This is a genomic window from Curtobacterium sp. BH-2-1-1, assembly GCF_001806325.1.
Lineage (GTDB): Bacteria > Actinomycetota > Actinomycetes > Actinomycetales > Microbacteriaceae > Curtobacterium.
Window position 1 is genome coordinate 2,822,571 of record NZ_CP017580.1, and the last position, 12,518, is coordinate 2,835,088.

12 protein-coding genes are annotated in these 12,518 nt (G+C 70.3%); 6 read left to right on the top strand and 6 right to left on the bottom strand.

Features of this window, described 5'->3' with window-relative positions; all coding sequences use genetic code 11:
- Positions 1 to 108: 108 nt before the first annotated feature.
- From BJK06_RS18670 to BJK06_RS13545, 5 genes are all read right to left on the bottom strand, one after another.
- On the bottom strand, positions 109 to 279 hold the full coding sequence (locus BJK06_RS18670; protein WP_156794867.1) for a hypothetical protein: 171 nt from the start codon (positions 277 to 279) through the stop codon (positions 109 to 111).
- A 66-nt stretch (positions 280 to 345) separates the two neighbouring features.
- Positions 346 to 894: a TetR/AcrR family transcriptional regulator gene (locus tag BJK06_RS13530; protein ID WP_070418334.1), complete on the bottom strand. Its 549-nt coding sequence runs from the start codon at positions 892 to 894 to the stop codon at positions 346 to 348.
- 125 nt (positions 895 to 1,019) lie between these two features.
- On the bottom strand, positions 1,020 to 1,943 hold the full coding sequence (locus BJK06_RS13535) for a carbohydrate ABC transporter permease (protein ID WP_083295259.1): 924 nt from the start codon (positions 1,941 to 1,943) through the stop codon (positions 1,020 to 1,022).
- Positions 1,940 to 2,980 (bottom strand): carbohydrate ABC transporter permease, encoded by a 1,041-nt coding sequence (locus BJK06_RS13540; protein WP_083295260.1) that lies wholly within the window; start codon positions 2,978 to 2,980, stop codon positions 1,940 to 1,942. Before BJK06_RS13540 ends, BJK06_RS13535 begins: the two co-directional genes overlap by 4 nt.
- Positions 2,977 to 4,278, bottom strand: coding sequence for an extracellular solute-binding protein (locus BJK06_RS13545; RefSeq protein WP_070418335.1), 1,302 nt, complete (start codon positions 4,276 to 4,278; stop codon positions 2,977 to 2,979). Before BJK06_RS13545 ends, BJK06_RS13540 begins: the two co-directional genes overlap by 4 nt.
- A gap of 183 nt (positions 4,279 to 4,461) precedes the next feature.
- Here BJK06_RS13545 and BJK06_RS13550 point away from each other — a divergent pair, with 183 nt between their 5' ends.
- The 5 genes from BJK06_RS13550 (at position 4,462) to BJK06_RS13570 (ending at position 10,674) form a co-directional block, all read left to right on the top strand.
- Positions 4,462 to 6,522 carry an aldo/keto reductase gene (locus BJK06_RS13550; protein WP_070418336.1) on the top strand — a complete coding sequence of 687 codons (2,061 nt, stop codon included), beginning with the start codon at positions 4,462 to 4,464 and terminating at the stop codon, positions 6,520 to 6,522.
- Positions 6,501 to 7,523 carry a LacI family DNA-binding transcriptional regulator gene (locus tag BJK06_RS13555; RefSeq protein ID WP_070418337.1) on the top strand — a complete coding sequence of 341 codons (1,023 nt, stop codon included), beginning with the start codon at positions 6,501 to 6,503 and terminating at the stop codon, positions 7,521 to 7,523. Before BJK06_RS13550 ends, BJK06_RS13555 begins: the two co-directional genes overlap by 22 nt.
- Before the next feature lie 220 nt (positions 7,524 to 7,743).
- Complete coding sequence (locus tag BJK06_RS13560) at positions 7,744 to 9,267, top strand: MFS transporter (RefSeq protein WP_070418338.1); 1,524 nt, start codon at positions 7,744 to 7,746, stop codon at positions 9,265 to 9,267.
- Positions 9,268 to 9,505: 238 nt separating this feature from the next.
- Positions 9,506 to 10,015 (top strand): flavin reductase family protein, encoded by a 510-nt coding sequence (locus BJK06_RS13565; protein ID WP_070418339.1) that lies wholly within the window; start codon positions 9,506 to 9,508, stop codon positions 10,013 to 10,015.
- Between the two features lie 44 nt (positions 10,016 to 10,059).
- The gene (locus BJK06_RS13570; protein WP_070418340.1) at positions 10,060 to 10,674 is read left to right on the top strand and encodes a superoxide dismutase; all 615 of its coding nucleotides are present in this window, start codon (positions 10,060 to 10,062) and stop codon (positions 10,672 to 10,674) included.
- Positions 10,675 to 10,774: 100 nt separating this feature from the next.
- Here BJK06_RS13570 and BJK06_RS13575 read toward each other — a convergent pair whose 3' ends face one another.
- Positions 10,775 to 11,350: a TetR/AcrR family transcriptional regulator gene (locus BJK06_RS13575; protein ID WP_070418341.1), complete on the bottom strand. Its 576-nt coding sequence runs from the start codon at positions 11,348 to 11,350 to the stop codon at positions 10,775 to 10,777.
- 160 nt (positions 11,351 to 11,510) lie between these two features.
- On the opposite strand from BJK06_RS13575, the gene BJK06_RS13580 reads away from it, so the two are divergent.
- Positions 11,511 to 12,485, top strand: coding sequence for a carbohydrate kinase family protein (locus BJK06_RS13580; RefSeq protein WP_181015096.1), 975 nt, complete (start codon positions 11,511 to 11,513; stop codon positions 12,483 to 12,485).
- Positions 12,486 to 12,518 lie beyond the last annotated feature (33 nt).

Sequence of the window (12,518 nt, forward strand, 5' to 3'; positions counted from 1 at the left end):
ACCGAAGTCACCCCGCGCCACGCGATCACGTGGTGCGGGGTGACCCTCGTTGTGCGAACGGCCCCGCACCTGTTCAGGTGCGGGGCCGTTCGTGTGCGGTGGTGCTGACTACCGCTTGCCGAACACGTGGATCGGCAGGAAGAAGGAGAGGCACATGAGCACGAGACCGCCCATGAAGATAAACGCCTGACCCGAGCTCACCTGGAACGCGAAGCCGAACAGGTACATCGAAACCAGCAGCAGCAGGATCGAGAAAACAGCGGCGATGACGCGGCCCACAGTGGTACCTCCGGAATCAGGCGGGTGGATCGGACCCAGTCTATCCCCAGGAGCGACGAACTCGGTTCACGCGCCGGGGCGGGTGGCGATCAACCGGTCGACCACGGCGAGGAGCGGTTCCATGTCGACCGAGGCGCGGTCCGGTCGGACCTCGCTGGCCGCGCCGAGGGACGCCGCGTGGTAGAGCCCGTCGCCCATGAGCTTGATCGCCTGCGCCGTGGGGACGTCCCCGAGCGAGTCGACGAGCGTGGCCAGCCAGGCGTTCTCGGTCTCGTCGAGGGTGCGGCCCGCCTCTTCGTAGCCGGCCTGCTGCAGCCGGCTCGCCGCGAGGAGGGCGAGGTCGAGCTCGCTGCCCACGAACTGGCAGTTCCGCACGAAGTAGCGGGCGGCGCCGTCCTCGGCGTCACGCATGCGCTCGACGTCGATGGCGGAGAGGTCGGACAGGCGTTCGCAGAGTCCCTCGACCAGGGCGGCCTTCGAGCCGAAGTGGTAGAGCAGTCCGCCCTTGGACACCCCGGCCCGGGCGGCCACGGCGTCGAGGGTCGCCGGACGCTCTCCTTCCTCGCACACGATGGCGACGAAGCTGTCCAGGACACGATCGCGGGCGCTTGCCATGCCGGAAGTCTGCCATGGGACGCGGGCGTGCCGCGTCCGGCGGGCGCAGCGCAGGCCCGGAGCGGGCGCAGCGCAGGCGCAGCGCAGGCGCCGTGGGCCATCCTCCACGGCGCCTGCGGGTCCGGTCAGCCCTTCAGCGCTCCCGCCGCGATGTTCGCGATGAAGTGCCTCGAGCCGATGATGAACACCCCGATGAGCGGGAACACGCTGATCACCGCGCCGGCCATCACCGAGCCGAGGTCGGTCGCGTTCACCGAGCTGAGCGAGGCGAGTGCCACCTGGAGCGTCTGCCCCTTCGGGTCGATCAGCACGATCAACGGCCACACGTAGTCGTTCCACGCCGTGATGAAGGTGAAGATGCCGAGGAACGCCAGCCCTCCGCGGAGCATCGGGACCGCGATCGACCACCAGGTGCGGAAGAACCCGGCGCCGTCCACGCGCGCAGAGTCGATGACCTCGTTCGGGATCGACCCGGTGGCGAACTGCCGCAGGAGGAAGATGCCGAACGCGTTCGCCGCCCCGGGGACGATGAGCGCCTGGAGTCCACCGATCCACCCGAGGTGCGCCATGAGCACGAAGCTCGGCACGAGCGACAGGCTGCCGGGGACGAGGAACGTCGCCAGCATGACGGTGAACAGCGAGCGCTTGAACGGGAACTCGTACTTGGCGAAGGCGAACGCGGCCAGCGAGTCGAACAGCATGACCAGGACCGCGGTGCCGCCGGCGACGATGACGGTGTTGCCGAGCGCCCGCAGCATGTCGACGCTGCTGAACACCGTGGCGAGGTTCTGCATGGTGTGGTCGCTGAACCAGAGCGACGGCGGGTAGCCGAAGATCTGCGCGTTCGATGACGTCGACATGACGAGCAGCCAGTAGAACGGGAAGATCGACAGCACGACGCCGACGATGAGGCACAGGTGCGTGACGAGCCGTCCGACCCAGCCGTGCCTGAACCCCCGGCGGTGGTCGTCGGGCCCGTCGGTGACGGCGTTGGGCCGGCCGAGTGCGGCGGCGGTGTTCGTGGTGCGGGGTGCGGTGTCGGCGCTCATGCGCGGGGTCCCTTCGCGCTGGTCGTGACGGTGCGCGGGGCGCGCAGTCGCCGTGGGGTCTTGAGCCCGTCGCGCTCGCTGAGCAGTCGCCAGTTGATGATCGCGAAGACCACGGAGAAGAAGAACAGCACCCAGGCGATCGCCGAGCCGTACCCGAAGTCGAACTGGTTGAACGCCTGGTCGTACTGGTAGAGCACGATCGTCATGCCGGCCTCGTCGGGGCCACCGACCGCCTGCCCGTTGAACAGGATCTGCGGCTCGGTGAAGAGCCCGAGGCCACCGATGGTCGACGTGATGACGGTGAACAGGATGACCGGCCGCAGCATCGGGATCGTGATGCGCGTGAAGATCTGCCAGGTGTTCGCGCCGTCCACCTTCGCCGCGTCGTACAGCTCGGTCGAGATCGACTGCAGGCCGGCGAGGTAGATGATCGCGTTGTACCCGGTCCAGCGCCAGATGACCATGACCGCGATCGTGACCTTGATGCCCCAGTACGACGAGAGCCAGCCGACCGGGTCGGCACCGACGGCTCGGAGCGCGGCGTTGACGAGCCCGAACCCGTCCGAGAACACCGAGCCGAACACGATCGCCATCGCGACCATGCTCGTCACGTTCGGGATGAAGAACGCGACCCGGTAGAAGCCCTTCGCCCGGATGTTGCCGTGCAGCAGGAACGCGAGCACGAGGGCGAGGAACAGCATCGGGACGGTCGAGATGATCCAGATGATGAAGGTGTTCGAGACGGCGTTCCAGAACCGCGGGTCGGTCAGCAGGTACTGGTACTGCGCGAGGCCGACGAACGCGGGGGAGCCGACACCGTCCCAGTCCGTGAACGACAGCACGATCGAGAAGACGATCGGGAACAGCCCGAACACGAGGAACAGCACGTAGAACGGCGCGATCGCCACGTACTGCGGCCAGAACCGGCGCAGGCTGAAGCGGTGACCGGTCGCCGCGGTGGAGATCGAGGCGGTGGGGGCGCCCCCGACGACGGGGTTCGCGGTGGTGGCGGTCTGCTCGCGGATCGGCGCGCTCATGCCGACACCCCGCGCTTCGCCAGGACGCGGTCGGTCTGGTCGATGGCGTCCTGCCAGGCACGCTCCGGGTCCTTGCCGCCGGACTCCACGTTCGTGATCTCGGTCGCGAAGGCGCCGATGAACCGCTCCGAGTTCGAGATGTACGTCACGGGGACCTCCGGTGCGGCCTTGCTGAAGAAGTCGAGCGGGTTCTGGTCCCCGAAGAAGTCGCCGGGGTTGCGCATGATGCCGTTCTCGAACGACGCGGGTGTCGACGGGAAGAGCTGGATGTCGTTGTAGGTGTGGGACTGCACGTCCGCGCCGGTGATCCACTTGGCGAACGCCACCGCGGCCTCGGGGTTCTTCGACGTCTTGGGCACGGCCAGGAACGAGCCGCCGCTGTTGCCCGGTCGCTCGGGCTGCCGGGCGATCCGCCACTTCCCGGACAGGTCCGGAGCCGTGTCGTGGATGATCTGCGTCCACCACGCGCCCTCGATCTGCCCGGCGACCCGACCCGCGACCCACCCGGCGTTCTGGTCGGTCCCGGACTGCAGGTTGCCGGTGATCCCGGCGTGGATCGACTCGACCGCGTTCTCCCAGGCCTTCCGGATCGAGCTGTCGTCGTCGTGGTAGAGCGGCTGGTCGTCACGGTCGAAGTACCGCGTGGGGCTCGCGGAGACGAACTGGTTGAAGAGCTGCGTCGCGGTGATGATCGTCGCGGCACCGGTCTTCTGCTTGATCTGCTTGCCGAAGGTCCGGAAGTCCGCCCAGGTCTGGATCGCCGCGCTCACCTCGTCCGGGTCGGTGGGGAGGTCGGCCTTCTGCAGGACGTCCTGGTTGTAGAAGAAGCCGGTGGGGCCGGTGTCGACGGGCCAGAAGCACTGCCGCCCGGACGGGGTCCGGCCGAGCGAGAGCTTCCAGTCGTAGTAGGCGGACTTCTCGGTGGCGGAGGGATCGAAGTCGGTGAAGAGGTCCTCGTCGGGGAAGTAGAGCCAGCAGTTCGAGTTCACCATGAGGACGTCGGGGATGAACGCGTTCCCGGCGAGGGCGGTCCGGAACTTCGTGTCGTACGACGCCCCGCCGATGAGGTCCGGCCGCAGCCGCATCGGTTCGTGGCCGCTGATGCCCCCGGCCGCCTGCTTCAGGAACTTCGGGTCGAGGGACCGGTTCCAGTACCAGAGGACGAGTTCGTCCGGGTCCTTGGAGATCGCGGTGCCGGTGGAACACCCGGCGAGGAGGGCCGTGGTGGCGAGTGCGCCGAGGGCGCCTGCGCCGGCGAGGAACCCCCGCCGGCTGAGACTGTGCGTTGCTGCTGTCACTGGAGTGCCTGCTCTCGTCGTTGAGATGCGGAACCGATGAGCGCTCGACCGTGAACGCTCACGAAGTGGTCAGAGCATGCCCCGGCCGACACGCCGTGTCAAGCATCTGCATCGTTGCAGGTGCGGAGACGGACGGGTACGGTCGTCGGGACCGTGAAGGTTCACGACACGATAGGGATCCGCATGTCAGCGCAGACCGCGACCACCGCCAGCAGCACCTCCTCGACGGGGCACGACACCCCCGGCTGGGCCGTTCTCGGCCCCGGTGGGATCGCCCGCCGCTTCCTCTCCCAGCTGCCCTCGAGTGGCGTCGGTGCCACCCTCGTCGCGGCCGGCAGCTCGTCGGCGGAGCGAGCGGGAGCGTTCGCTGCCGAGGCTGCCGAGCACGGGTTCGCCGACGTCGCCGCGGCCACCTACGACGAGGTGCTCGCCGACCCGCGCGTCGACGCCGTCTACGTCTCGACGGTCCACACCGGGCACGCGGCGCTCGTCCTCGCGGCGCTCGCGGCGGGCAAGGCGGTCCTCTGCGAGAAGCCGCTCTCGCCGAACCACGGCACGTCCATGGCGCTCGCCGATGCCGCACGCCAGGCCGGCCTCCCCCTCGTCGAGGCGTACATGTACCGCTTCCACCCGCAGACCGCGGCCCTGCTCGACCTCGTCCGGCAGGGTGCGATCGGTACCGTCACGCACGTCGACGCCTCGTTCGCGTTCCGGGCGGGCAGCCGGTCCGGGCGGCTCTTCGACGTCGACACGGCCGGCGGCGGGATCCTCGACGTGGGCGGCTACCCGGTGACGATGACGGCCGCGATCGTGCAGGCCGCGACCGGCGTGGCCGTCGCCGAGCCCACCGAGCTCACCGCCACCGGGACCGTCGGCCCGACCGGCGTCGACGAGTGGACGGTGGCACAGCTCAGCTACACCGGCGGGATCACCGCGAACCTCCGGACCGGCGTCCGCGTGCAGGACGACAACTCCGTGGTCGTCCACGGCACCACGGGGAAGATCACGCTCACCGACCCGTGGACCCTCGGCGACGACCCCACGATCGAGATCAGCACGGTGGACGAGGACCCGCGCACGCTGTCCTTCGCCGGCGCGCACCCCTACGCCCTCGAGGCCGACGCCACCACGGCGGCCCTCGCGGCCGGTCGTGTCGACGCCCCCGAGTTCACCCTCGACGAGTCGCTCGCCACCGCCCGGACGCTCGACAAGTGGCGTGCCGCGATCGGTCTGCGCTTCCCGTTCGAGGCCGAGACCGCCGACATCCCGACCGTCAGCGGCCGACCCCTCACGGTCGCCGCGCACGAGCCCGACCGAGCCGACAACCCGATGCGCTACGGCGAGGTCGCGGGTGTCGGCAAGCGCATGTCCCGACTGGTGATGGGTGTCGACAACCAGCCCGACCTGGCGCACGCGAGCGCGATCTTCGACCTGTTCGTGGAGCAGGGCGGCAACGTGTTCGACACCGGCTACATCTACGGCGGGGGCGTGCTCGAGGGTCGGCTCGGCAAGTGGATCCAGAACCGCGGCGTCCGCGAGGACGTGGTCGTGATCACCAAGGGCGCGCACACGCCGTACTGCGACCCGGAGTCCCTCACCCGGCAGCTGCTCGAGAGCCTCGAGCGCCAGGGCACCGACTACGCGGACATCTACATGATGCACCGCGACAACACGGACATCCCGGTGGGGGAGTTCGTCGACGTCCTCGACGAGCACCGTCGTGCCGGCCGCATCCGCGTGTACGGCGGCTCGAACTGGACCCCTGCCCGATTCGACGAGGCGAACGCCTACGCCCGCGCGAACGGCAAGCACGAGTTCGAGGTGCTGAGCAACCACTTCGGCCTGGCCGAGGCGTACGACGTGCCGTGGGCCGGCTGCGAGCACGCCACCGACGCGGCGTCGAAGCAGTGGCTCGAGGAGCGCCAGGTGCCCCTGCTGCCCTGGTCCTCGCAGGCGCGTGGGTTCTTCACCGGCCGCGCCAAGCCGGAGGACACGAGCGACGCCGAACTCGTGCGCTGCTACTACAGCGACGAGAACTTCGAGCGGCTGCGCCGTGCGTCGGAGCTCGGCGAGCGGTTCGGCGTCCCCGCGACGGCGATCGCCCTGGCGTACGTGCTGCACCAGCCGTTCCCGACGTTCCCGCTCTTCGGACCGCGTACGATCGCGGAAGCCCGGTCGTCCATGACCGGCCTCTCCGTCGACCTCACTCCGGAACAGGTGGCATGGCTGGACCTCCGCGACTGACCGAACCCGTTCCCGCACCCGGCGGCCGGGCGACGATCATCGACGTCGCCGCGGCCGCCGGGGTGTCCCGGCAGACCGTCACCCGGGCGATGAACGGCATGTCCGGCATCAGCGCGGCGACGAAGGAACGAGTCCTCGCCGCCGCGGAGCGCCTCGACTACCGGCCGTCGCGCTTCGGTCGCGGGCTCGTCACGGGTGGCGACCACCAGCTCGGCCTCGTCGTGAACGACCTGCGCAACCCCTACACGCCGCAGCTGGCCTCGGCCGTCTTCCGACTCGCCGCCGAGCAGGGCTGGAACGTCATGCTCGCCGACGTCGACCTCGCGAGCGACGCCGACCGGATGGTGCAGGCGCTCGGGTCGCAGACGGACGTCGTCATCGGGTACCTCGGCTCCCGTCGCGACCGGTGGCGCGAGCTCCTCGGCACCGTGCCGATGGTCGAGCTCGACCCGTACTCGGAGCCACCGACCGCAGCCGTCTGGATCGACCCCACCGACGCGATCGAGGTCCTCGCCGACCACCTCGTCGCCACCGGGGTCCGGCACCCGGTCGTGCTCGACAACTCCTCGCCGGAGCACACGAGTGTCCGCGGCATCCTCATGATGGACGCCCTCCAGCGGCGCGGGTACCTGCCCGAGCTCGTGCACGCCGAGCACGGCACGGCGGAGTGCGGCGCCGAGGAGACGACACGGATCCTCCGCCGACGCCGACGGCAGGACGCGATCCTCGCCTTCAACGACGTGATGGCGCTCGGTGTCCTGCAGGCCTGTCGGCGGGCGGGCGTCGACGTCCCGCGAGAGCTCCGGGTCGTCGGCGTCGACGGCCTGCCGCTCGGCTCGCTCGTCTCGCCGACGCTCACCACGTTGGCGGTGGACCTCGACGAGGTCGCGCGTGAGGCGCTCGACCTCGCCCTCGGCATGCTCGCCGGCGAGCTGCCGCGGCAGGGTGACGCGGTGCAGCGCACGGTGCGGCACCGCCTGCTCCTGCGCGAGTCGGCCTGACGACGCGGCCTACGAGACAGCGCGACCGGAGGACGGACGGGAGGCGCGGTGCGGGCCCGCACCGCGCCTCCCGTCCGTCATCAGTTGCATTTGCAACTATTACCGTCCAGACGGTACACTAACGGAGTCCTGACGGGATGCGTGCACACCCCGCGTCCCGTCCGGTCCGTTCGTCAGTTCCGCCGTCGACCTGGTCCGGCTCGAAGTCCCTGGAGTCACCGTGTCCGCCCTGCTCACCAGCCCGATCCCCACTGCCGCCACCGGCAGCCGCGCCCGCCGGTTCGCCGCCCTCGCGGTGCTCATGCTGCCCGTCCTCCTCATCTCGGTGGACAACACCGTCCTGAGCTTCGCGCTGCCGTCGATCTCGCGCGCGCTGAACCCGGACGCCACCACGCAGCTCTGGATCGTCGACGCGTACCCGCTCGTCCTCGCCGGCCTCCTCGTCGTGATGGGCAGCATCGGTGACCGCATCGGCCGCCGTCGGATCCTCGTCGTCGGTGCCACCGGCTTCGCGCTCTTCTCCGTCGCCGCGGCCTTCGCCACCGACGCCTGGATGCTCGTCGCCGCACGGATCGTCATGGGCGTGTTCGGCGCGATGCTCATGCCGGCGACCCTCTCGATCATCCGCAACGTGTTCGTCCACGCGGGGGAGCGGCGGATGGCGCTCGCCGTCTGGTCCACCATGTTCGCGGCGGGCAACGCCCTCGGGCCACTCGTCGGCGGCGTGCTGCTCGCGCACTTCCACTGGGGCGCGGTGTTCCTCGTCGCGGTGCCGATCCTCGTCGTGATGCTCGTCGCCGTGCCGTTCTGCGTTCCGGAGTCCCGTGACCCGAACCCGGGGCCGGTCGACGTGCCGAGCATGTTCCTGTCGCTCGGCGCCCTCGCCCCGATCGCGTGGGCGATCAAGTCCGTCGTGCACCCCGAGGAGCGCGGCTTCGCGATCGCGATGCTCGCCGTCGGCGTCCTGTGCGGCATCGCGTTCGTCCGTCGGCAGCTCCGCTCGCGGACCCCGATGCTCGACCTCCGGCTGTTCCGGAGCACGGCGTTCACCGGCAGCGTGCTCATGAACATGGCGGCGATGTTCTCGCTGACCGGGTTCCTGTTCTTCATCGCACAGCACCTGCAGCTCGTCGCCGGCCTCGACCCCTTCGCGTCCGGCATGGTGCTGGTGCCGGGGTCGATCCTCACGATCGTGGCGGGGCTCGTCGTCGTGCCGATCGTCGCCCGGGTCGCTCCGCGCTGGGTCGTCGCCGTGTCGCTGCTGTTCTCGGCGGCCGCCTACGCGATGGTCGCGGTCCTCGGGCACCACGCCTCGATCGTGGCGCTGGCGTTCGCGTTCGTGCTGCTCGGGATCGGGATCGGTGCCTCGGAGACGGTGACGAACGACCTCATCATCTCGACGGCTCCGGCGGACAAGGCCGGTGCGGCGTCGGCGATGTCCGAGACGGCGTACGAGATCGGTGCCGTGCTGGGGACCGCGGTGCTCGGGACGATCCTGGCCACGGCCTACCGGGCGCACGTCGTGGTGCCGGACGGGCTGTCCTCGTCGGCGCACACCGCCGCGCAGGAGACCCTCGGCGGAGCGGTGTCGGCGGCGTCGTCCCTCGGCGGGTCGGCGGGGCAGGCGCTGCTCGAGTCGGCGCGGGCCGCGTTCGACTCCGGCGTCACGGTGACGGCGGGGGTGGCCGCGCTCCTGATGGTGGTCGCGGCGGCCGGTGCCGTCGTCATGCTCAAGCGCCGGTAGCGCCGCGCCGCGCCGCCGCTTGGTGAGCAGAAATGGTCGGGTCGCCGCGAGCGACCCGACCATTTCTGCTCACGAAGTCGGGCTCGCACCGCCGCACCCCGCGTCACACGGGGTCACACGGCACGCCCGGGATCGACCGAACCTGGGAATCGTTGACCTCAACCAGGGTTCAGGTCATACGTTGGGACATGGCCGCGGAGCCGCGGCCCTCCCCATCGAAGGAACGACCACGACTCCCATGCCCGACGCAGCACCGGCGAACATCGCGGACGCCTACAAGGCCGCCTTCCGTGGACACCCGGCCGGTGTCGCCGTCATCACCGCCGAAGGCCCCGACGGTCCGACCGGCCTCACCGCATCGAGCGTCGCGAGCGTGGCGATCGACCCGCCCGTGCTCGTGTTCTCGCTGTCCACGAACTCGGGGTCAGCCGGAGTCGTGCTCGGCGCCCCGATCTTCGTGGTGCACCTCGTCGACTCGCTCGGCGTCGCCCTCGCCCGTCGCTTCGCCTCCACCGGCAGCCCCGCCGCGGACGACCCGATCTGGGGCACCCTCCCGTCGGGTGACCGCTACCTGCCGAGTGCCGCGAGCGCCCTGCGCTGCCGGCCCCTCTCGACCACGCCGATCGGCTCGTCGACCGTCGTCGTCGCCGAGGTCCTCGACATCGTCGTCGGCCTCGAGCGGGGCGAGCCGCTCGTCTACCACAACCGGGAATTCCACTCCCTCACCGATCGTTCCCGGCTCTCGTGAGCCGCGGAACACCATCCGCACACCACTGATCGAAAGGAACTCACATGGCTGAGTACACCCTGCCGGAGCTGCCGTACGACTACGCCGCACTCGAGCCGCACATCAGCGGCAAGATCATGCAGCTGCACCACGACAAGCACCACCAGACCTACGTGACGGGTGCGAACACCGCGCTCGAGCAGCTCGCCGAGGCCCGTGAGTCCGGCAACCTGGCGAACGTCAACAAGCTCGAGAAGGACCTCGCGTTCAACCTCGGTGGCCACGTCAACCACTCGATCTTCTGGACCAACCTCGGCCCGGACACGAAGGTCCCCGAGGGCGAGCTCGCCGCGGCGATCGACGAGTTCTTCGGCTCGTTCGAGAAGTTCCAGGCCCAGTTCACCGCCGTCGCCACGGGCATCCAGGGCTCCGGCTGGTCCGTCCTCGCCTGGGACACCGTCGGCCAGAAGCTGACCACGTTCCAGCTGTTCGACCAGCAGGCCAACGTGCCGTTCGGTCTCGTGCCGATCTTCATGCTCGACATGTGGGAGCACGCCTTCTACCTCGACTACCTCAACGTCAAGGCGGACTACGTCAAGGCCGTGTGGAACATCGTCGACTGGGAGAACGTCGCCGCGCGTTTCGCGAACGCGAAGTCGCAGAGCTTCGTCACCCTCTGAGACGGGCGCAGCGGGTCACGGTGGTGACCCGGTGAACGACGGGAGGCGCGGTGCCGGCTGGCACCGCGCCTCCCGTCGTTCGTCGGTGCGCGTCGACCGCTCAGGCCGACTGGACGTGGGCCCCGGCGACCAGCTTGTGCGCGATCGCGCGCAGCGCGGCGTCGGGCGTCGCCCGCTCGCGGTCGACGATCGTGCCCCACTGCACGCCCCGAGCCGCGAGGACGGCACCGCGGGCCGCTCGTTCGGCGTCCACCGCGCCGTAGCCGTGTTCGGCGCACCAGGCGGCGATCGCGCTCACCTGCGCGCGGTGGAAGGTTCGCTCGCGATCACGGCCGTCGAGTGACTCGACCGATCCGAGCTCGAAGGTGAGCCGGGCGGCGAGGGAGCGCTCGGGGTCGTCGAGCCCGCCGAACACCGCGATGAGGTAGTCGGTCAGCCCGAGGTCGTCGGCGCCGGGGTCGAGCGTGACGTCGGAGACGGATTCCGCCAGGTGGTCCACCACGGCGTCGATCAGGGCTTCGCGCGTGCCGAAGTGGTACACGATCGGGTACGCGCTCGTCCCGAGCACCCGACCGAGGCTGCGGACGGAGACGTCCTCGAGCTTGGTGTCCTGCAGGTGCTCGGCCACCTTCGCGATGATCGCCGGCTTGAGTGTCGGGTCGGGCTTGCGGGGCATGGCGTCTCCAACGAGCGTGATGGGCAGTACGCGACCGTTCACATACGATCACAGAGTATATTACTTCCGGTCGCCGGGAAACAGCCGGGAATCCATAACGGGTGCAAGGGATTTGTGGCGAGAAGCGGAGTTTTACTCGATTCCACGTAGGATGGGGCCGATGTCCATGCCTCCAGAGCGCCCTGTGGCCCCGTCGCGCCCCGAGGCACCCCGTGCCGGGCGGGCGGTCGCCGGACGCCGTCGCGGGGCGGGGAAGCGCTTCCTCGTCGTCGGCGACGTCCTGGACGGGGTGCTCGTGCACACCACGGCCGCGAGCATGGGTGCACACGACCCGGCCGCGGTCATCCGGCACCGACCGGTCGGCGCCGCGGGCAACACCGCGACGTGGCTCGGCTGGCTCGGCGCCGACGTGGACCTGGTGGGGCGGGTCGGCGTGGACGACGTCTACCGGCACGAGCGATCGCTCGCCGACGCCGGCGTCCGCGCGCACATCCGCTACGACGCCCGAACCGCGACCGGCGCCGTCGTGTCCGTGCGGAACGGGAACGGTCGGACCGCGATGTCCGATCCCGCAGCGAGCGGGGTGCTGTCGGCGGAGGACCTGCCGGTCGACCTCGTGGCGCGCGCGGACATCGTGCACCTGACCGGCTCGGCGATGCTCGGCGGAGGCGGTCCGGACCGCATCGCGGCACTCGTCGCCCAGGCCCGGTCCGGTTCCGCCCGGGTGTCCCTCGACCCCTCGTCCGCCGCGGTGGTGTGTGCGGTCGGCGCGTCGGAGTTCCTCGAGGCGCTCTCCGGCCTCGATGCCCTCTTCCCGAGCGAGGACGAGGCACTCGCGCTCACCGGAGCACCCACCGTCACGGAGGCGATCGAGTCGCTCGCCGACCGCGTGCCCCTGGTCGTGGTGACCATGGGGACCGAGGGCGTCCTGCTCGGGCGCCGTGGTCGGACGCCGCAGCGGGTGCCGATCACGCCTGCGACGGTGGTGGACACGCTCGGCGCCGGGGACGCGTTCGCGGCGGGGTTCCTCCGTGCGTGGGCGACCGATCCGGTGCGGGTCGCGGCGGCTGCGCGCGAGGGCACGCGGGTCGCGGCGCGGGCGCTCGGGTTCGTGGGCGGACGTCCGCCGGTCTGACGCTCGCGCGTCAGCGCTCGCTGGGTTCGGCCG